Consider the following 19,611-nt stretch of genomic DNA (forward strand, 5'->3'; position numbering starts at 1 on the left):
CCCCTTTTATCTCGACGTGCCGTGCCCATTACCCCGGTGAACCAGACAGGTGCGTGCGTCGATTGCTTCCCTGTCCGCACGGCCTTCCCCGCCATACGATCGGGTCGGCATTCACATCGTAACTTTCGAGGCGTGCTCAGGCTTCACTCACGTTACGGCCCGCTGGATTGCTCGGCCGCCTAAAGCGACCTTTGTCACGAGGCTTCGATCCGTCCGATTGCTCGTCCAAACCGCTCGTCAGCTACCAGATCAATCGACAACTCTCTGGGTGGATCCTTCCTCCACTGGTAATACGCGCCGTCGGGGCGCACCGTAAGCCTTCACATATTGGGGCGGGATCATCGCGACCTCATGTCCGAGCGATCGCAGCTCCCGCGCCCAATAATGCGACGCGCCACAAGCTTCCATTGCGACAAACGCTGGCGGCAAACGACGGAAGAACTCCAGAACCTGGCCGCGCCTCAACTTGCGCCGCAAGACTGGTTGCTCCATCCCGTCAACGCCATGTAGCTGAAATACGCTTTTTGACGTGTCCAAACCGATTCGAGCAATTGCCACGGACGGCTCCTTCGTTTGAGGTCATCGACGACCCCATCCTGCCACGCACACCGGTGGAAGGGGGCCGTCCACCCCAACACGAGAGCCCGGTGCGGCGGAAGCCGCACACGCGAATCGGAAAAATCCGCCAGTCCGCGGATCTAGATGTCCTCGCGCGCTTGCGTCTGCGCGTCATAGATCCTGATCTGAAGCATGGGAAAGCGCTTCTTGAGTTCTTCTCCGCCTGCCCTGGCGCCGTCTCTGGTTGCAAATTCGGCCTTGAGTCGGCCATCCACTTCAAGTGCGTAACCAGAGGCCGGCAGTTCGCGGGTTGCTGCAAACATTTCATTCCCATTGTGCAGTGATGTGGTCGGGAATGATGGGTAACGTGAGTCGCCCAAACGACGCCAGACCCACCTGACCCGGTGCGCTGATCGGTCGTCGCATCTTGTGGATTGACGTCTCGCAGTGGAGCCCTTCGAGGACGGGCATTTGCATGGTCCGAACAGGGGGACGGGGTTTCAGCCAGCGCGGATGCTGCATGGACACGGCCCGACATTCCTGCCTTCCACAGCACTGGCCCGCGCAGTCACCCTCCCGCTGAGCCGACATGTGCGGCTGGCCTCTGAAATTTATGCCGCCTGGAAGTGCAATTGTGGAACGGCCGCGACCAGCTTCCTCGTATAGGGTTGCCAAGGCCGTAAAAATACGTCGTCCGCTCCACCGGCTTCGACGGCCACGCCATGGTGCATGACAAGAACGCGGTCGCTGAGGTGATGCACGACGCCGAGATCATGCGAGATGAATAGATAGCTGACACGCAAATGCGACTTGAGATCTCCAAGCAGATCGAGAATTTGCGCCTGAATGGATACGTCAAGTGCCGCGACCGGCTCGTCACACACGATGATCTTGGGGCGCGGAGCAATTGCGCGCGCGATCGCAACCCGTTGGCGTTGACCGCCCGACAGTTCCAGTGGACGCCCGGTCCTGAAGTTTGGTGACAGACCCACGAGATCAAGCAGCTCGCTGACCTCCGATTGTCGACTGGCTCTGTCGAGGGGATTTCCGCTACGTCTGGCCAAGGCATCATCAATGACACGCTCGATGGTCCAACGCGGATCGAATGAACTTAGTGGGTCCTGGTAGATGACCGAGATATCCGATCGCCGCTGGCGGCGCTCTTTCTCAGTCGCTGCAGTCCACGGCGAGCCCTCGAGTGTCACCTCTCCTTGGTCCGGCCTTTCGAGCGCGAGCGCCATGCGTGCCACGGTCGTCTTCCCAGACCCTGACTCGCCGACGATGCCTAGCGTCTCTCCATGGCCGAGGCGAAACGAGACGTCATTGACGACGGTACGCAGCTTGCCATCCGGTCCGCGAAAGCGCTTGACGAGCCGTTCCGCCTCAAGCAGGGGACTACAACGCTGTGCCATATTCGACTGGGTCAGCGCTCTGGTCTCTCCTTCAGCCGAGATGAAGCGCGGCGCCGTCGAGGACGAAAGACGGCTCCCGCGTGACCGGACGGATGGGATCGCCTTGAGGAGGCCCCGCGTGTAATCATGTCTCGGGTCACCAAAAATCTGTTCTGATGAGCCATGCTCGACGATTTCGCCGTGTCGCATCACAATAACCTCGTCGGCCATCTGCGATACCACGGCAAGATTGTGGCTGATGAGAATCATGGCCTTGCCGCGTTGGCGGGTTTCGCTGAGCAGATCCAGGATTTGCGCCTGGATCGTAACGTCCAGCGCCGTCGTGGGCTCATCTGCGATCAAAAGAGCTGGATCGAGTGCGATTGCCGTCGCAATCAAGGCTCTTTGCCGTTGCCCGCCTGAAAGCTCATGTGGAAGCTGCCGCGCCTTGACCGCCGGCTCGGGCACGCCCACGAGATTCAGAAGTTCAACTACCCGTTCCGTCAAGTCTGCGCGTGTCCTGATTGCACGGTGAACACTTAGTGCTTCACCGATCTCCTTGCCAACCGGTCTCAGCGGATCGAGCGACACCAGCGCGTCCTGTAACACAAAGCCAATGCGCTTGCCGCGCAAGGCTCTCCATTCCCTGTCACCGAGTCGATCGATATTCTTCCCCTGAAAAGTCAGGCGGTCAGCTTGGACATGAGATCGCGCCCCGGTCAGACCAACCAGCGTCCGGGCCGTAACGCTTTTGCCTGATCCCGATTCACCGACGATCGCGACGCACCGGCCTTCCTCAACCCTGAAAGAGACCCCCTTGACCACAGCTCGCCGCGAATGCGCCGGCCCGAAGGAAACGTTGAGGTTTTGTACGGTGAGCAACGGGTCGCTAGCCGGGGGCTTTGTGGCATTTTGCCGGAAGGAAGCTGCGGGATAGGTCACGTTCATGGAAGCTCGATCCTTCCTTCCAGGCGTTGCTGCACGTACTGGCCGATGACAGTCACTGAGAGCGCGAAGGTAGCGATGGCGATCCCGGGCATGACCTCGAGCCACCATGCATAGATTACGTAGTTGCGCCCGGCATTGAGCAGTGCGCCCCATTCCGATGACGGGGGCGCAACTCCCAAGCCGAGAAACGAAAGGCCGGATGCCCAAATGATGGCTTGCCCGATACCGAGCGTGAACATTGTCGCAAGCGGGCTGATTGCGTTGGGGAGGATATGCTTGAACAGGATGTCCCTGGGCGAGTGGCCTAACGCCTTTGCCGCCTCAACATAACCAGTAGCTTTGACCCTCAGAACCTGCACCCTCACCATGCGTGCATATCCTGGCGATGTTCCAAGGCCGACCGCGATAATCAGTGTCGAGACCGAGGTGCCCAACAACGAAACGAAGAGAAGCGCAAGGAACAGAGTGGGGAGAGCGAACAGGGCGTCGAAGAGCCGGCTGAGCACGTTGTCGATCCAGCCGCCAGACAGGCCCGCCGTCACGCCGAGTATGAGCGCGATGGCAAGGCTGAGCGCAGTCGCACCCAGCCCAATGGAGAGAGACTGACCTGTCCCCGCCACGATGCGGGAATAGAGATCCCGTCCGGACTGGTCCGTCCCCAGCCAATGCGTCAATGAAGGGGCCCTGAGAGGTGACATCAAGCTCAGCGCCAACGGATCATGCGTCTGAAGCAGTTTCGGCGCAATCGCCGCGATGAGGAAGAAGGCCGTGAAGACAGTCGCGATATAGACCGGAACCGGAAACATACGGGCGCCCGTCAGCACTCTTGCAGTGATGAACGCTTTTGTATGTCCCGCGGAGCCATTGGCGAAACTCATGCCTCTTTCATCCTCGGGTCGACGAGTTGTATCGTGAGATCCACGATCAAGCTGGCGGCGACAAACAGCGCAGCTGAAACCAGGATCACCCCTGACACGACCGGGACATCGCGTGTGGACGATGCTGCGACAAGGACGCCGCCGAGCCCCTGACGGCCGAAGACCGCTTCGATCAATACGGCGCCCGACAGCAGCTTGCCTATGATCCAGCCGGAAAGGGTGATCCCCGGCAAGGCCGCATGGCGCAGAGCGTGACGTAGACGGAGGCTGAGATCACCTGTGCCGCGCATTCTCGATGAGGTGATGAAAGGCTGATCAAGAACCCGCGTGAATCCGCTCAAGACCGCTTGACCAAGGAAGCCGTAGATTTCCAAGGCCAGGGCCATCGTAGGCAGAACGAGGCCCATGAGGGTGTTGCCGCCCACGACAGGAAACAAGCGAAGCTGGATCGCGAAAACGACCAGCAGGATTGTCGCCAGCCAATAGGGCGGCAGGGTTGCCAGGAAGACCTGAAACCCGCCTAGCGCCTTGGACCATATGTTGTTACGGCCGGCGAAAAGAACCGTGGTCGTGATGGTGATGATCCAGGCGGTCAACATGGCGGCAAAAGCGAGCGCAATCGTTGGTCCGATCTGGCGCGCAATCAGGTCTGTGACAGGTTGATATTGGACGTAGGACTGCCCAAGGTCTCCGTGCATCACGTCCCTTACATACTTTCCGTATTGCACGAAGACGGGTTGATCGAAGCCATATTTGGCATTGATGGCGAGTAGCTGGTCCCGAGGAATCTCTCCCACGTTTCCGCTATTTGCATTGAAGATGATCTGGGCCCGTTCCCCGGGCATCAGAAACTGCACAAAGAAGGTAAATGTCGCCGCGGCCCAAACCACGATCAGGCCGGACAAGAGCCGGCGCGCTAGCCAAAGGCTTTGATGGCCTATCGTCTTCACCGCATTCATTTCTTGTCGGTGAAATATGCGTCCGAGAAAACGGGCTCGCCCACCGACCCGCTGTCGAGCCAGATGTCCTTCACATTATCGGCTAAAGCGAGGGTGACGTCCAAAACCGTGTAGCTCAGGGACGGCGCGTTCTCGATAATCCGCCGTTCCGCCTGCTGATAAAGCGCGGTGCGTTGCGCCTTGTCACCAGCCTGTTCAGCCTTCTGAATGATGTCCCACAGGGGCAGATCCTGATAGCGGGATGGATTGAAGGGATTGCGGACACCATTCAGGTCAGGCTTGTACGAAATACGATAGATCTCGGCGCCAGGCGCAACCCAATACAGTGGAACGACCTCATAGTCATTTGGACCAAGATTCTTTCCTGCCCAGAAATCAGCCTGGTTGGTCGGCTGGAGCCGCACGTCGAACCCTGCGGCCTTCGCTTGCTGCTGGATGATCTGCAGGACCTGATCGCCGTCGGGAGGCGAAAAGGCATTGGTGTAGGTGATGCGTATGATCAGCGCTTTGCCGTTCTTGCTGCGAATGCCGTTTGCATCGCGCTCCGCCCAGCCAGCCTCATCGAGCAGCTTGTTCGCCTTCTCGATGTCATAGGAATAGGATTTTGAGAGCTCGCTGACATATTCCGGCGAGCTTTGGCTCAAAGCGAAATTGCCCTCATAGGGCAGTGAGCCAAGAAACGCCGCTTGCACGGCAGCACGTCGGTCCGAGGCGTAAGCAAAAGCCTGCCGGACACGCACGTCGTCGAACGGCGGTCTCTCGGAGAACAACGCAAGCCGAAGCGGCGTTCCACCCGTGAGGTGGCGCACGATCTTGAACCGGGAATTGGCGTCCTGCCAGTTGACGGCAGGGATATGATAGACAACGTCGGATTCGCCGGTCAGAAGTGAGCCGTAGCGTATCGTGGGGTCAGCGAGAAAACGCCACTCAATTCCTTCGACATAGGCTGGGCCTTGATGCTTGGCAGTGGCCGGCGCCGAATTATAGTTTGGGTTTCGACGGAATATGACGTTCTTGCCGCGGTTCCATTTCTCTACGATGAACGGACCCGAACCAACTGGGCTTTCGCAGTTCACGGCCTTGCTACGCTTAAGCGCCGTCGGCGACAAGATGCCTTGCGAGGACTGCGCAAAGACATTCAGCAGCGGCTCGAACGGCGTCTTCAACGTGATTTTGAGCGTCAGCGGGTCGGCAACCGCCGCGGACTCGAAGATGCCCCTGAGATAAGGACCGGCTGTGGGGTTCTCGAGCTCCGGACTGTCGCTCAGCCATCCATTGATGTTATCGACGACCGCCTGGGCGTCCAGAGACGTCCCGTCCGTGAATTTGACATCGGGCTTGATCTGGAAGGTGTAAGTTTTGCGGTCATCCGAGATGGTCCAGGCGGTCGCAAGCCAAGGCAGGATCCTTCCGTCTTCAGCCCTGGCGACCAGATTGTCGCTGAATTGACGCTGAAGGTACCACTGCTGCACCCAACCACCATAGAGGCACGGCGGCTCCTGGAAGTGTCCGTACCGGATAATCCCACCCGATTGCGGCTTGCCAGCCGAAGCGCCCTCCGCGTGCACCGGATCCGCAATCGAAAGGCCAGACATCGCGATGGCGATGATTGCGGCGCGAGACTTCACACGACGATTCAGACTTTTGAGAAGAAACACCGCATGAACGGCAGCCGGCTTGGACATGATAAGCTCCGAATGTGATAAAGGAGAAGCACTCAGGCGGCGGAGACCTGGTCGGTGCGCTCGCCCTGCAGTGGGATGCCGAGGTGCTCGCGCAGCGTTTCGCCGCGATAATCCGAGCGGAACAAGCCGCGCCGCTGAAGAACGGGAACAACGTGATCGACGAACGCAGGCGTGCCGTCGGACAGAACATCAGGTATGACGTTGAACCCGTCGACTGCGCCAGCCCGGAACCATTCTTCGAAGGATGCGGCAATCTGTTCCGGCGATCCGACCAGCACCCGGTGGCCATAAGCAGGCGCCTCTACGATGATCTGGCGGACTGTTTTGCCGGAGCGCACGAGAGCTTCCACAGTGCGATGTTGGCCAATGGAAAAAGCAGCGTCCGCATGTCCCGGCAGTAAGCTGAGGTCGATTGGCTCGTTGATCTTCAGCCTTTCGGCAGGAAAGCCGAAACGACTGGCCAGCGCATCAAGGGCAACGTCAAAGTTGATTAGATCGTCAAGCTCCGCCTTGCGCTTGATTGCTTCCTCTTCGGTTCCGCCGACGAACGTGACGATACCCGGCAGGACAAGGGGCGCCCGTCGTCCATGTTGAGAAGCAAACGACCTGAGGCGATCGGCCTCGCGCAGGGCGATTTCCAAATCGCCTGTCGATGAGAACACGGCATCGGCGCTTCGGGCCGCGAACCGGAGCCCTGGATCGGATCCGCCGGCCTGGAAAATAACCGGCTGCCCCTGTCTTGAGCCGGGATGTGTCAGTGGCCCGCTGATGTCGAAGAACTCGCCGGCATGCCTCGTCGTCCGCAGCCTGCTCGGATCACCAAACCGCCCCGAGGCCTGATCCAGGATAAGAGCGCCTTCTCCCCAGCTATGCCAAAGGGTTCGCACCGCCTCCACAAATTCTTCGGCGCGGCGATAGCGGTCATCACGTGACAGCACGTCGCCGCCAAAGCTCCTGGCCGTATAGACATTGGACGTCGTAACTGCGTTCCAGCCCGCACGGCCGCCACTGACAACGTCAAGCGACTGGAATCGGCGCGCGAGGTTATAGGGTTCGTTGTAGGTGGTGGATGCCGAGCCGATCAGGCCGACAAATTTTGTTTCTCGCGCAATGCTGGCAAGTGTAATCGTCGGCTCGATGCCGTTGAGCGGTGGGTGTTTCTCGATTGCTGGATCGAGCGCTGGCGTGTCGGCGAGGAAAACCGCGTCGAGCTTTCCACGCTCGGCGAGCTTCGCGGCTCGTACGTAATGCTCAATATCGTAAAATGCGCCGGGAGAATTTCCGGGCCACCGCCACGCTGCGGTATGTCCCCCAGCACCATGCAGGTTCAAGCCAAGGTGAAGCTCATGTTCAAGCACTGACGTCATCACGCGGCACATGCGGTTCGTGTAGAGCTGGACCGGAAGGTCAAAAACGGCATCGCACTCTTCTCAATTTTCGGTAGCCATGAACGCGTCATGGCACTCCAACATTGTAGAGTAGCCGACCAGCGTCAACCGCGGAGGAAAAATAAGAATGCCTGTTTCAATTCGTGCCGCCGGATAATTAATTTCTGTTGGGAATGCCTCATGGCGCGGAACGATAAACTCCGTGACTGAGAAGCCCCATCTATCTGGTTTGCATCACATCGACGGACCGACGCAGCGACCAACTCAGAGTCGCGTAGACACGAATGCGCCACAAGGCATTCCAGCGCCAGCGACAAGAGCGTTGCTTGCGTCTATGCATCATACTGCGCCCCGCGCACAAAGATTGAATCTCAGGGTGCACGGCTCGGAACAGAAGGGCGATCGCGCCGTAATCAAGCTTGCGCGTTCTGATGTTTCAGGACTGATAGCCCCATCGTCATAATCCGAGCCATCTCAAGGTAATGAGTTGCAATGGATCACTGATAGGCCGTCCTGTCTCGACCTTGCGCGCCAACATCTGCGGCGTGCGCCAGGGGCGCATCGCCTAAACGCAAAATGGCACCCGTAGGAGCGTGAGCATAGCCCCCCGAAGGGGCACGCGGGTCCGAGTGCAGTGACGACCGGTAGGGTGGTTGGCAATGATGGGACGCTGGAGCCATCTGCCTAAGTACGGGGATCAGTCATCGCAGTTTGTGGATTTCGATGAGATAGTCCGTACCTGAACGAGGATGCGAGAATACATGTCTTGCCTCTTTTTGACCGCCAGAAGCGGTTCGGCAGAGACGCGTCAATATGAGCCACTCTGAATGTTCAGCTCTTCAGAGAGCCCGCGTATCTCAGGCTGCGGGTCCATAGACCGACGAGCGCGATAGTGATGAGGATCGTCACTCCGGATGCCATATAAAGCGCGGCCTCAATTGCGTTTGGAAATAGGGTCGGAAGGAGGAAGATCAGCGCACCGAGCCCGGCCGTCAGCAGGGTCGTGAAGGCCTGGACGCGCCCAATCAGGGCCGAATCCACAACGGTCGAAAGATGTCCGTTGGCCGCGGCCCGTGACAGGCTCCACAGCATTCCAGCTATGGCATAGAGCACGATCGCCATCAGCGGGCTGGTCACAAAAGACAGCACAACCAATGAGGCCGGGCCCCTGCAAGAACCGCGGCGGTTGCTCGGGCCAGTTTCCTGGCGAGCGCAGGTATCCCGGCAAGAGCGAGAGCGGCCATGCCGGCGATCGCGGCGGTCATCTCGAGCATGCCGAAGAGATCGCTCCCGCCGCCAAGCGAATGAATAACGAAATCAGGCAACAATAGGTTTGTAATCTGGATCACCGCAAGGCCAGTCCCACCGTGACCGCGGCGGACAGGCTTTGCGGTTCGTTCAGAAGATAGCGGAACACTTCACGCGAAGCGGAAAGCGGAGTAAGGCCCTTTATCGAACTGCGACTGCTTTCGGTTCCCGTCGTCAGCCTCCCGAGCAAAGGCAGAATGGCCACAGCCATACCGGCCGATAGGCCGGCTGTGGTAGCGCCGCCGAGACGATCTATGGCATAGCCCGCCATACCTGTCCCGAGGGCAAGACCGGCCTGATTGAAGAAGGAGAGGCGGATGTTGAATGCCATGCGCTCGGTCTCGGGAACGATTGACTGGAGCAACCCACTCATCGCGCCGGCCAGCAGCGCTAACCGAACGCGCCGAGAATGGCCGAAGAACCAGGAGTGGTCGCGAGAGGTCCTCGGGGAGGAGCTGCACGAGGGCCAACACAAAAAGGCCGCAGGCCCTGATTGCTTGCCCCGTCGCGCTGACTGTGAGCCGACTATGTCGGTCGACGATGTACCCGCTGAGGGGCGCCAGAAACAATCCAGCGACGCTCGAGGTCAGCAGCAGAAGGCCAACCAGACTGGATCCGCCGGCGTGGAAGCCAATGCACGCCGGCAGGACGATGCCAACGCCAACAATAAAAAACGACGCTGAGAAAAACCTAACAAACCAAAGTCGGTGTGTTGCTTGCATATCCAATTCGTTTCCTCCCGCTCTCCAGGAGGTTACCGCCCTCCCCTCAAGCTCGACCCGGGCGCGGCCGCTGCAAGGCGGAAAGGCCAGAATACGAAATCACAAATCCGGCCGTTCCCTGTCTCCGCGGAGATATCGGCGTGGACAATGGCACGGTCGCTATTACTCGCGGCCCTTAGAGTTGATCGTCGCCGCGCGCGTGGACGTGAATGGGATTTTTGATCTAAATTTTGATCTCAACGAACAGGGTCCCGGGCTGCGGCGTAGAGCGAAGAGGTCGCGGCTCGTCGCACGATCAGCAGCATTTTGAGCGAGCGAACGGGCGCCTAACCAAGATCATCCGCTGGGACCGCCAATGGCACGAAGTCAAGGGAGTTTCGACCGGTGCCGACGGTTGCGCCGTCGGCGATTGAGGCCGGGGCGGTGCGAGAGGATGCCCGGTCGAACGTGACGCCGATAAGGCATTGTGTCCGGTTCGCTGTTGCCTGGCGTCCCAATGCAACTGAGGACGCGAGCTTACTCGAATGTGGACGTCCAACCAGGCGGAAGCCCAACCCTTACCTGCACAGCGGGCGATTCGATTTAGATGAGCAAAGACTGATGTCTCGATCACGCTTGACGATCACATCAGCGCAGTCGCCATCCTTGTCGCTGGAATGCGTAGATCGGATTCATCCCGCAATAGGCTGAGGTACCGGAGGAGGTGGCCATACACTGGTCATAAAACTGGCAATTGCCAGGATATCCCAAGGTACGTCCCTGCAGGCAATAAACGTCCTGCCGAGCCGGTGGGATGTGCTAACGCCCCCGCGGAGCGGCGGTCGAAGGCGATCCAAAGCCGACAAAGTGCAAACACAGCGATGAAGAAAAGGTTGCGCATGATCTAGCCTCCGTTAAGTCTTGAGAGGATAGAAAATTCAGAAGTGATGTTTTGATATTGGTCAATGGCAAAACGCTCCGTAGACGGTTTGGCCGATCGCCTTCGAAAGAACTCCAAGCGTCACTCGCTCCGGCTTTCAAGCAGCATTCCTGCTATTTCTAAAAAGACGCGCATTTTTCAAGCGTGATGGCAACGTGTGCGGCGGAACACTCTACGGCAACAGCCGATCGGAGCTTGAGCACTCTCGCGCTTGCGCAATAAGTCAATTCGGGGACGGTCACAAATCGGCGCGCTTCAATGAGCTAAAGGAGTGGAAGATCGGCCATCAGGTACTCCGCGAGCGCGCATCGCTTGAGATGGGCGACTTGAGCGGGCCCGGCAGCGCCACATGACAGTGAGTTTGAGCTATCCTACGATTTCGTGACCCGCTCGATCCGGCGCAGCAGGGAATTGGCATACTCTTCACGCTCGCGCATGAAGCGCTCTTGCTGAGCTTTGAAGCTCTCGACCCGTTTTCTGATCTCATCGCGTTCGCTGCCGCCATAGTCGGGCACGCTGAGGCAACCCGGCTCAACGACTTTTTTCGGCACAGAGCGGGGCCGCTCGATCTCTACCTTCAGCGATTCGGTGAAGGCCATCGTTTCAGCGACGAGCGCATCGAGCTCGCTCTTCCAATCGTGCATTGACGCAACCCCCACGAAATAATCCCGCCATGCTAGACGAGCCAATTCATCACAAGCCAGGCTGCGGCAATGGCGCAAACGCCGATTGCCAAATAGCGCAGTCCAACCCTCATGGTTCAAAGGAAGACCTCGATCCGTAGTGTCGCGCGTCGGGGCGACACTACATCAGCTCCGGTCACAGGCTGCCCATGCGAAAGACGGTTCTCGGATCCGGGCAACGGCCTCGAATGTCTTTCTAAAGTGGGGCAGCTCTGGGCTTGGCGATATCGCAACTTCCCACACTCGATGTGGTGAAATTCATCAAAAACGAGCTCCCGGGCGCCGAATTCAAGCGCCATCGCAGGGTTGCACCTCGTGTGTTGCCGCCTACGAGCGCCTGTTCCCTGGCCGATTGAGCGCGCGCTACTGTTTCGGCTAGCCGCGGTAGAGTCAAAGTCGAAGTTCTTTGTTTTCGGGCTTTCGATTCAGGAATTCTGCGTCCGACGGCGACAATACGCAACGCGGGATCAGGATCCTCGACCGGTCGGCGGCTCGCGAGCTTTGACCTGCAAAGCTGAATGCCGACTGCGAGCTAGTCCCCATTTCGCTTGAAGCGATATGGGATTGCCGGAATGCCGGCCAACCTGTAGACGATCCCGGCGCCGCCGCGCGGTCGCCTTTCAGCGGCGGGGCCTGTAGCTCAATGGTTAGAGCCGGCCGCTCATAACGGTCTGGTTGCAGGTTCGAGTCCTGCCGGGCCCACCAGTATTTTCAAGGAGGGCTTGGCCCGCCCGTTCGCGCCTCGTCTTTTCGTCAACCAACGAAACAACCAATCCTACGTTCTTGCTCGGTGCCGAATGCGTTCCGATAGCGTTCGCTGCGGTACGCAGGGTGGGCCGGGTGGTGATACCATAGGTTTCGCGAAGCGTCATTTCGCTCATACCCAAGAAGCCCGCGGCTTCCCACATCGGTGCCGCCCGCTGCATCAGCCAAGTTGCCGCGGTATAGCCGGTAGGTGAGACGTGGATAGTCCGACCGCGGGCGAACTGGCTAGTACCCGGAATCAGAGCTGAGTGATACGGCGGCCTTTGAAACGGCGTTGACGGACCTTTTTCTTGGTCCAGACGAAGGGCTCGGCTCTGTCGTTGTATGCGTTGACGTAGGCATCGATGTGTTCCTGAAGCTGCTTGAGGCTCGTGAAGGAGGTGCCGCTGAGCGACTGCCCCTGCAAGATGGAAAACCATACTTCGACCTGATTGAGCCATGACGCACTTGTCGGCGTGAAATGAAATTGCACGTTGGGGTGGGCCTTGAGCCAGTCCTCGTTCTTTTTATGGGTGTTGAGGTTGTCGAGGATGACGTGAAGCTTGCGGTTCGGAAAAGTCGCGGTGACGCTGTTCATGAAATCGAGAAACTCGACGCGGCGCCGGCGTTTTGAATGGGTCGCGATGATCTTTCCGGTGGCGACTTCGAGCGCCGCAAACAATGTTGTGGTGCCATGCCGCTTGTAATCGTGGCTTTGGCCGGTTAAGGCGCGGCCATTGGGCAACTTCAGATAACCCTGCGCTCGCTCCAAAGCCTGGATCGAGGGCTTCTCGTCCACGCACAGCACAATGGCCTTCGCCGGCGGCGCGACATAGAGGCCGACAACATCGGCGGCTTTGGCCGTAAAGTTCGGGTCGTTGCTCTCGCACCAGGACTTGCGAGCCACCAGGTCAATCTTGTGGCTGCGCAGGAACCGCCAGACATATTGGACATCGACATCGCCCAGCGCCTCGGCCAGCAGGGGGCCGGTCCAGCGCGCAAACCCTTGCGGTGGCGGCTTATCCAGCAGCTTCAGAATCCGCTTGTCGGTCGTCTTCGTATAGATCGGCTGCTTGCCAGGCCGCGGCTTGTCTTGCAGCCCTTCAAGGCCATGGTCGGCATAGCGATGCCGCCAAAGGCTGACAATCCGCGGCTGGACCCCAACTTCCTTGGCGATCGACCGGGTGCTGCGCCCATCCGCCGCCAACAGAACTATCCGCGCCCGCTTCAAATCGCGCTGCAACGTCACCGGTGAGCGACAGCACGCCTCAAGCACCTTGCGATCTTTCCTCGAAAGGTGGACTTCTCTTGCTTCGGGTATCATCCCGACCTTGAATCACGACTCACGTTCCAAGAAAAGTGGGTACTAGGGGTGGGCCTCAAGCAGTTCTTTGCGGGCGATCTGAGCGCCGTCGATCCCGGCATGGCTGACGCTGATTGGTGAGGTTATGCGCTTTTGAGATGGCTCGGGTACTACGACGGCGGATGCGGCCCGCAAGATCGTGGGGCATGCCAGCAAGGAAAAACCTGCCAGCAGGTGTCTACGGGTCAGCATGCGCAGGTGTCTTGCTGAGATTAGCTAGTTTCTGCGCGAGCAGGATGCTTTGGCGCTGCAGGCCTCCTCGATCACGTCAAGCTTCGCGCGCATCAGGCGCAGCGCAGTGGCCGATGCCGGCCGGTGCGCCACATCGAGTAGCATCAGCCGAGTGGACATCGCCTGATATTGCGCGGCGAAGTCGGTCACCTCGGAGCGGTAGGTTCGCAAAGCGTCCGTCAGCGCAACGATCGCTTGATCGGTCGATTTCTGCTCATGTTTGATGGCCCCCCTAAATCACGGTCGGTGGATGCCTGCTCATGTTTGACGGCCTCTAGATCACGGCCGGTAGATGCTTGCTGATGTTTGATGAACTCTAAAGCGCGGCCGATCGAAGCCTGCTGAAGTTTCATGGCCGTGAGTTCGTCACGCGCCTTGTTCTGACTGTAGACCACGCCGGCTGAAGCGGATTGTTGCGGACCTGTCCTTGGACAAGGCCAAGCTTCAGGATGTGCTCTCAAAAAAGCTTTGAAGCCTGGCCGCAAGCGAGAGCTTGTCGACAAAGTACGGAGTGACTGGAAGGTCTCGATCAGGCGGGCCTGTTCGACTCTTCGGATCGATCGCGCACTTTACGTCTACAAGTCCAAGCGTGGCGACCAGGCCGCTCTCAAGAGCCGGATCAAGGACATCTGCGAGACGCGGGTGAGATACGGATATCGCCGGGTCCACGTCCTGCTCCAACGTGACGGCTGGGCCATCAATGTCAAACGTGTCTATCGTCTTTATAGGGAATTGAGCCTGCAATTGCGCAACAAAACGCCGAAGCGTCGCGTCAAGGTCAAGCTGCGTGAAGACAGGACGGAAGCAGGTCGGATCAATGAGGCCTGGGCAATGGACTTCGTTCATGACCAGCTCGCCACCGGCCGCAAGATCCGTGTGCTCACGATCGTCGACACGTTCAGTCGCTTCTCTCCAGCCGTCGATCCGCGCTTCAGCTATCGAGGCGGGGATGTCGTGCAGACTTTGGAACGCATCTGCAAGACCGTCGGCTACCCCAAGACGATCCGCGTCGACCTGGGATCGGAGTTCGTCTCCCGCGATCTTGACCTCTGGGCCTATCAGCGCGGCGTCACGCTGGACTTCTCGCGGCCCGGCAAACCGACCGACACGGATGTTGTAGACAAGCCCTATGTTGCCCTATGTCGCGGAAGCCTTGCTGTGTCGGGATCGTGGCTTTGCCCGCCACCGGGACGTGAACCTCGTGTACTCCTTCTCGGCGGATTCCACGCGTGCTCGTTCCTCAGCCCTCTTCGCGGGGATGTTGTAATCATAGGCCGATCCACGCTTGGCATGGCTGGTGGGTAATCCAGCGCGCAGTTCGATGCTCCGGAACTTGCGCGCCAGCAGGGCCGGCCTGGTCCAGATGTAGTCAGTGCTCTTGGTCAGCATATGCCAGATGATCATCGCCAGCTTCCGCGCCGTCGCGACTGCCGCGATGTGCTTGCCGCGTCGTGAAGCCACGCGCTGGAAGAATGCACGCAGCGGTCCCGGCGAACGGGCTACAGCCCATGCTGCTTCGACGAGCATTCCGCGAGCTTGGCCGCGGCCCTGCTTGGTGATCCTGCCATGGTAGGCGGAGCCCTCGCCAGACTGCCTTACGCTCGGGTTTAGCCCCAGGTAGCTCACCAGCCTGGTCGGATCGGCAAAGCGCCGAATGTCGCCGACGGCCGCGGCCACGCCCGAAGCCACCGTCATATCCACACCCGGGAGCGTCATCAGCCGCCGAATGATCGGATCGGACATCGCTTCACGCGCGATATCCGCCTCGACCTCCTTCAACGAACCCTGGATCAGGTCGATCTGCGCCAGGTGCCGCTCGATTGCGGCACGCTCGTCGGCAGGTACCATCTGGGCGGCGATCCACCTGCGACCGCTGATCCCTACAAGGTTGAGGTGTGGACAGGGCGGAATGAGGTGGGCGTGAAGGATCGACTGAATGAGGTTCTTCAAGCGTACCCGCTGACGCACGAGCTGCGTACGGCGCGCAACTTGCCGTCGCAGGGCCATAGTGCGCTGATCGGGTACCCAGACCTCCGGAAGAAATCCGGTGGCGTACAACTTCGCGAGCACGGCGGCATCAATCGCATCCGTCTTGATCTTTGCGTACGCGATCAACCGCACCTGCTTCGGGTTGGCGATGACAACACGGTCGACATACGGCGCCAGAACTTCGACAACGGCCGCGGCATTGCCAGTCGCCTCGACGACCACGTGATCATCATGGGTGAGTTCCTTCCTGGCGAAAGCCTCCAAGCTGTCACGAGTCATGGGAATGCGGCCGAGCTTCGTTAGATGTCGCTCGAGCAGCGCCACGGCCTCGGCCGCCACGCGATGGATGTCCATGCCAATGATGCGCATCTCTCCCTCCATGGTCAGTGCGAAAGGGAGCTGCGGGCAACACGACAATTACGGATCCGCGCTCGCAGCGCATCCGGGCTAGTCGCAGGGGCGGCCAGATAACGACCTCGAACTCGCAGTTCATGTCAGTGCGACGGCCTGCCCGCACTTGCGTGCTCCCGGTGCCCCGAGGCCCGGATCGGTCTACGCTAATGGGCTAGATCGAGTCTGGAAACACGGGACACCGGCTACATCATGCCGGATAACGCGTTCATCGAGGCTTTCAACGGCCGCTTCCGGGCCGAATGCCTCAACACCCACTGGTTCCTCAGCCTTGCGGACGCCCAGCAAAAAGTGGAGACTTGGCGCAGATACTACAACGAAGAGCGGCCCCATGGCGCGATCGGCAATCGACCGCCGATTTTGCTGCAAAACCACGTCGGCGCATCCAGCCCGCCAACGTGATCACGGCGAAAAACTCTAGTTCTGGATGGTCCAAAGTTCGGTCTCGCTGCATAACCCCGGGAAATTCCAGCAATGGCTGGCCTAGTTTCCGGGAGCACTTCAGCGGCAAGCAGCCATCGACGTGTGGTGTGGGTCATTCTGGGGTGAGGCGTTCAGAACTACTGACGGCTCGGGACAATCCTATAGCCGACACAATCACCGCGAGTAAGCCCCGCAGCGGTCTCCCGCCGGCGCAGACAGATCTCCCGACTTTCCGGTCCCGATTTTTTAGCGACCTAGAATCGCCGCGCAACGATTTCACGCATTTCCCACATAACGTGAAGGAAAACTTCATGAAACGCATCATATGCGCATTTTTTGCCGCGCTGATGCTCCTTGTCGCCGATTTGGCACATGCCGCAGCAAGTATCCGGGCGGCATTCCAATTATGGTTGATGATACTGATCCCGGTAGATGGCAGTCGCGATGATAATCAGCGCAGGAGGGCCTTCGTGCGCTGTCTTTCTGCGCCGCTTCTTCCGCGTTAAACGGGACCGTCATCTTTCTTGGATATTCGCGCTGGCCAATCTCGTGCAGCTCGCGGCCAACAGCCCAACTAAAGAGATTTGCACATGAGGTTTCACGGCGCTCATAGGTCTCCTGGCGTCTACCACGCTTGCCGTTGCATTTTTGTGGACTTCGCGGTGACAACATGCAGACGCGCTTCGTCATATTCGATCGTGGCTGTATGCACCTCCGAGGCGATAGGCTAAGCGATTGATTTCTGAGGTATGTGATAATCACACGATCGAGGCCGATTACGGGATCGATCATTCGCAGCGTTGTTTGGCAAGCGGGTTGGGACACTTGATGCGAACGATTCTTATAGCTCTAAGTATTTGGCTGTTGATCAACGTCCTCTTTGTACTAGTCATGTTTCCCCCGCGCAAACCGCGGAAATCTAGCCGTCAGAGCGGCACCGCCGGTAGGCTTTCACCCGCATTAATTAAGGAGAACGCCGAACTATCAAGCGAAGAGGATGATAGCTCTTCTCTTCGCCACGTTGTCATCGCGATCGGGCTGGGCGTCTTCTTTTCGCTGACGCCGCATTTGCTTCAGGCTTACGATGCTATCAACGAGTTCGTTAACCGTCGCCGATCAAGACGAAACGCTTCGGCGACCCATCACAGCCTTGATCAGCACGCTGACGAAGTCTCCGATGTTGAGACCGGCCAGGACAAGAACCGTCGGTAGTCACCATTCGGGATGAATGTTCAATCCCATTAAGTCGTAGTCGGTCAGTGTTTCGCCGCCCGTGTCGCATTGGTGCTTTCCGGCGAATTGATCCACTTTTAGCAGTGGGCTCGGCGCGCGGCCGCCAGGAACCATGTCGGGGTAACGGTGCCGGGGGGCTCGACGGAGTCCGACTCCGCCGCGATCCAGCGCTACCTGGCGCATATGCGCCGCATTCCGTTGCCTAATGCGAGATAAGAGCAGCGAACATGACCTCAAGTTGAACCACACTACATGATCTTTAAGCGACTAATTTTGGGGCTTCAATATGAAGAGACTTCTGGGGCTTTTGCTGCTCGCCCAATCCTTCTTGCTTTCCGCCGAGGCCATGGCGCAGGGGCTTCCCGCTCCCTCATACTGGAAAAATGAACGAGGTTCGGAACTGCTTATTTGGTCCGCCAATAGCGGGACGATACAAGGGACTTTCACAAACCATGCTCAAGGGTTTGCGTGCCAGGGCATCCCGTATCCTGCAGCGGGATCCGTTAGTCCAACCGGCTTGTATTTTGTTGTTACCTTTGCCCAGTGCAATTCCTTTACCCGCTGGGTTGGAACAATTAAGGGGTCTCAGATGCCAACGTCTTGGACGCTGTTCTACGTTGATAACAAAGGCAAGCCTAGCAGGTTGAAGGGTGCGGATATATTCACGCGCGTATGGTAGTTTTCAATCTTCCTGCAAACGCAGCGACCTAAGATTTGAAGATCGCTCTCGCGACGTCTGCACTCCGAAGCGGCGTGTGACGCTGAGCCCGGCGCGCGCGGGCCCAGCGTCGCGCCGACGCGGCGGATTTCGGCCTATTCTCCGCCCTCGTAGAAGAGCTCGAGCGGCAGGTTGACCAGCACCGATCCAGTCCCGAGCAGTTGCATTCGGCGGTTCGGGTGGTAGACACTTCGCTAGGGTCCAGACTCAATTGAGCCAATATGCGACGAGAGCGGCGAGATGAACAGCGGCCAAAAAATTACGGGCGAGCTTGTCATATCGCGTGGCGATGCGCCGGAAGTCCTTGAGCCTGCAAAAGCAGCGTTCGATGACATTTCGTCCTTTGTAGGCGCGTTTGTTGAAGCGATGGATGACGACACGGTTAGATTTATTGGGGATTACGGGCTTGGCGCCACGACGAATGATTGCGCCGCGAAGCTTGTCGCCATCATACCCTTTGTCGGCGAGGAGCACGCTCATGGGTGGCGCGAGCGCCAGGACATCGGGAGCCGCAGCGATATCGGCATCTTGGCCTGGAGTCAGATGCAGGACGACCGGCCGGCAGAGCGGATCGCTCAGCGCATGGATTTTTGTCGTGCGGCCTCCGCGCGAGCGGCCGATTGCTTGATTGTGCTCCCCCCTTTTCCGCCGGAGGCACACCGGTGAGCTTTAATCGAGGTCGAGTCGAGCGACAGTACGACGCCGTCTTCGCCAGGCTTGGCCAGCGCTTCGAAGATTGCGCACCATCGTCCTCGCTTGGCCCAGCGATTGAAGCGATTGTAGATCGTCGTGTAAGGGCCGTATTCACGTGGACAATCACGCCATCGTGCACCCGATTGCAGCATGTGAATGATGCCGCTGACGATGCGTCGGTCGTCGTCCCGATCCGGCCCCGTCAGTCCCCTCGGCAGATGCGGTTCGATACGCGCCCATTGCCTGTCGTTCAGCCAAAACAAACCAGCGCGCATTCTCTCGCCCCCGAATCAACACGTAGGCAAGAGAATCACGTGGCGCTATTTAGGTACAGACCCTAATACTTCGGTTCGAAGCGCGCTACTCT

The 19,611-nt window shown here is 58.8% G+C and carries 19 protein-coding genes, 1 tRNA gene and 4 pseudogenes; 7 read left to right on the forward strand and 17 right to left on the reverse strand.

Annotation, left to right across the window (positions count from 1 at the left end):
- Window positions 1-312: 312 nt before the first annotated feature.
- The 10 genes and pseudogenes from CIT37_RS35610 to CIT37_RS35655 form a co-directional block, all read right to left on the reverse strand.
- Window positions 313-558: pseudogene (locus CIT37_RS35610) on the reverse strand (IS110 family transposase); the annotation flags it as partial.
- Between the two features lie 140 nt (window positions 559-698).
- Complete coding sequence (locus tag CIT37_RS35615; protein ID WP_014498065.1) at window positions 699-881, reverse strand: hypothetical protein; 183 nt, start codon at window positions 879-881, stop codon at window positions 699-701.
- 288 nt (window positions 882-1,169) lie between these two features.
- Window positions 1,170-2,897, reverse strand: coding sequence for a dipeptide ABC transporter ATP-binding protein (locus CIT37_RS35620; protein WP_014498066.1), 1,728 nt, complete (start codon window positions 2,895-2,897; stop codon window positions 1,170-1,172).
- Window positions 2,894-3,775, reverse strand: a complete 882-nt coding sequence (locus CIT37_RS35625; RefSeq protein WP_028144229.1) for an ABC transporter permease — start codon at window positions 3,773-3,775, stop codon at window positions 2,894-2,896. Before CIT37_RS35625 ends, CIT37_RS35620 begins: the two co-directional genes overlap by 4 nt.
- Window positions 3,772-4,734 carry an ABC transporter permease gene (locus CIT37_RS35630; protein WP_011084418.1) on the reverse strand — a complete coding sequence of 321 codons (963 nt, stop codon included), beginning with the start codon at window positions 4,732-4,734 and terminating at the stop codon, window positions 3,772-3,774. The genes CIT37_RS35625 and CIT37_RS35630 overlap by 4 nt, the downstream gene beginning before the upstream one ends.
- On the reverse strand, window positions 4,731-6,419 hold the full coding sequence (locus CIT37_RS35635) for an ABC transporter substrate-binding protein (protein WP_050995760.1): 1,689 nt from the start codon (window positions 6,417-6,419) through the stop codon (window positions 4,731-4,733). The genes CIT37_RS35630 and CIT37_RS35635 overlap by 4 nt, the downstream gene beginning before the upstream one ends.
- Before the next feature lie 32 nt (window positions 6,420-6,451).
- Window positions 6,452-7,786 carry an NtaA/DmoA family FMN-dependent monooxygenase gene (locus CIT37_RS35640; RefSeq protein ID WP_038973697.1) on the reverse strand — a complete coding sequence of 445 codons (1,335 nt, stop codon included), beginning with the start codon at window positions 7,784-7,786 and terminating at the stop codon, window positions 6,452-6,454.
- Between the two features lie 852 nt (window positions 7,787-8,638).
- Window positions 8,639-8,929: a hypothetical protein gene (locus tag CIT37_RS35645; protein ID WP_028144232.1), complete on the reverse strand. Its 291-nt coding sequence runs from the start codon at window positions 8,927-8,929 to the stop codon at window positions 8,639-8,641.
- A gap of 11 nt (window positions 8,930-8,940) precedes the next feature.
- The gene (locus CIT37_RS35650) at window positions 8,941-9,156 is read right to left on the reverse strand and encodes a hypothetical protein (RefSeq protein WP_240536567.1); all 216 of its coding nucleotides are present in this window, start codon (window positions 9,154-9,156) and stop codon (window positions 8,941-8,943) included.
- Window positions 9,153-9,446, reverse strand: a complete 294-nt coding sequence (locus CIT37_RS35655; protein ID WP_240536566.1) for a hypothetical protein — start codon at window positions 9,444-9,446, stop codon at window positions 9,153-9,155. Before CIT37_RS35655 ends, CIT37_RS35650 begins: the two co-directional genes overlap by 4 nt.
- On the opposite strand from CIT37_RS35655, the gene CIT37_RS35660 reads away from it, so the two are divergent.
- Window positions 9,433-9,798, forward strand: coding sequence for a hypothetical protein (locus CIT37_RS35660; RefSeq protein WP_240536565.1), 366 nt, complete (start codon window positions 9,433-9,435; stop codon window positions 9,796-9,798). The genes CIT37_RS35655 and CIT37_RS35660 overlap by 14 nt on opposite strands.
- Window positions 9,799-10,464: 666 nt before the next feature.
- Here the strand turns inward: CIT37_RS35660 and CIT37_RS35665 are convergent.
- Window positions 10,465-10,695 (reverse strand): annotated as a pseudogene (locus CIT37_RS35665) (DUF3551 domain-containing protein).
- 432 nt (window positions 10,696-11,127) lie between these two features.
- Complete coding sequence (locus CIT37_RS35670; RefSeq protein ID WP_038936786.1) at window positions 11,128-11,400, reverse strand: hypothetical protein; 273 nt, start codon at window positions 11,398-11,400, stop codon at window positions 11,128-11,130.
- 668 nt (window positions 11,401-12,068) lie between these two features.
- Between CIT37_RS35670 and CIT37_RS35675 the strand changes: the two genes are divergently transcribed.
- A tRNA-Ile gene (locus CIT37_RS35675) sits at window positions 12,069-12,144 on the forward strand.
- A 298-nt stretch (window positions 12,145-12,442) separates the two neighbouring features.
- Here the strand turns inward: CIT37_RS35675 and CIT37_RS35680 are convergent.
- The 3 genes from CIT37_RS35680 to CIT37_RS35690 all read right to left on the reverse strand — a co-directional run bounded on the left by CIT37_RS35680 (window position 12,443) and on the right by CIT37_RS35690 (window position 14,130).
- Window positions 12,443-13,507, reverse strand: a complete 1,065-nt coding sequence (locus CIT37_RS35680) for an IS630-like element ISRj1 family transposase (protein WP_011084514.1) — start codon at window positions 13,505-13,507, stop codon at window positions 12,443-12,445.
- A 255-nt stretch (window positions 13,508-13,762) separates the two neighbouring features.
- The gene (locus tag CIT37_RS35685) at window positions 13,763-13,927 is read right to left on the reverse strand and encodes a hypothetical protein (RefSeq protein ID WP_240536564.1); all 165 of its coding nucleotides are present in this window, start codon (window positions 13,925-13,927) and stop codon (window positions 13,763-13,765) included.
- 29 nt (window positions 13,928-13,956) lie between these two features.
- On the reverse strand, window positions 13,957-14,130 hold the full coding sequence (locus CIT37_RS35690) for a hypothetical protein (RefSeq protein WP_154694118.1): 174 nt from the start codon (window positions 14,128-14,130) through the stop codon (window positions 13,957-13,959).
- Window positions 14,131-14,174: 44 nt separating this feature from the next.
- Between CIT37_RS35690 and CIT37_RS35695 the strand changes: the two are divergent.
- A pseudogene (locus CIT37_RS35695) lies at window positions 14,175-14,899 on the forward strand (IS3 family transposase); the annotation flags it as partial.
- Between the two features lie 15 nt (window positions 14,900-14,914).
- On the opposite strand, the gene CIT37_RS35700 reads toward CIT37_RS35695, so the two are convergent.
- The gene (locus CIT37_RS35700) at window positions 14,915-16,135 is read right to left on the reverse strand and encodes an IS110 family RNA-guided transposase (protein ID WP_028144250.1); all 1,221 of its coding nucleotides are present in this window, start codon (window positions 16,133-16,135) and stop codon (window positions 14,915-14,917) included.
- A 240-nt stretch (window positions 16,136-16,375) separates the two neighbouring features.
- Between CIT37_RS35700 and CIT37_RS35705 the strand changes: the two are divergent.
- The 4 genes and pseudogenes from CIT37_RS35705 to CIT37_RS35720 all read left to right on the forward strand — a co-directional run.
- Window positions 16,376-16,579, forward strand: a pseudogene (locus tag CIT37_RS35705) (integrase core domain-containing protein); the annotation flags it as partial.
- 332 nt (window positions 16,580-16,911) lie between these two features.
- Window positions 16,912-17,106, forward strand: coding sequence for a hypothetical protein (locus CIT37_RS35710; RefSeq protein ID WP_014498117.1), 195 nt, complete (start codon window positions 16,912-16,914; stop codon window positions 17,104-17,106).
- 229 nt (window positions 17,107-17,335) lie between these two features.
- Window positions 17,336-17,812, forward strand: coding sequence for a hypothetical protein (locus tag CIT37_RS35715; protein WP_231088548.1), 477 nt, complete (start codon window positions 17,336-17,338; stop codon window positions 17,810-17,812).
- A gap of 367 nt (window positions 17,813-18,179) precedes the next feature.
- Entirely contained in the window at window positions 18,180-18,512 is a 333-nt protein-coding gene (locus tag CIT37_RS35720) for an avidin/streptavidin family protein (protein WP_231088703.1), read from the forward strand.
- A gap of 246 nt (window positions 18,513-18,758) precedes the next feature.
- Here CIT37_RS35720 and CIT37_RS35725 read toward each other — a convergent pair.
- Window positions 18,759-19,519 (reverse strand): IS5-like element ISBj2 family transposase gene (locus tag CIT37_RS35725; RefSeq protein ID WP_110115815.1). Its coding sequence is split into 2 segments (ribosomal slippage): window positions 18,759-19,180 and window positions 19,180-19,519, totalling 762 coding nucleotides; the frame shifts between segments, so codons are not numbered across the junction.
- Window positions 19,520-19,611 lie beyond the last annotated feature (92 nt).

The organism is Bradyrhizobium ottawaense (genome assembly GCF_002278135.3).
GTDB lineage: Bacteria > Pseudomonadota > Alphaproteobacteria > Rhizobiales > Xanthobacteraceae > Bradyrhizobium > Bradyrhizobium ottawaense.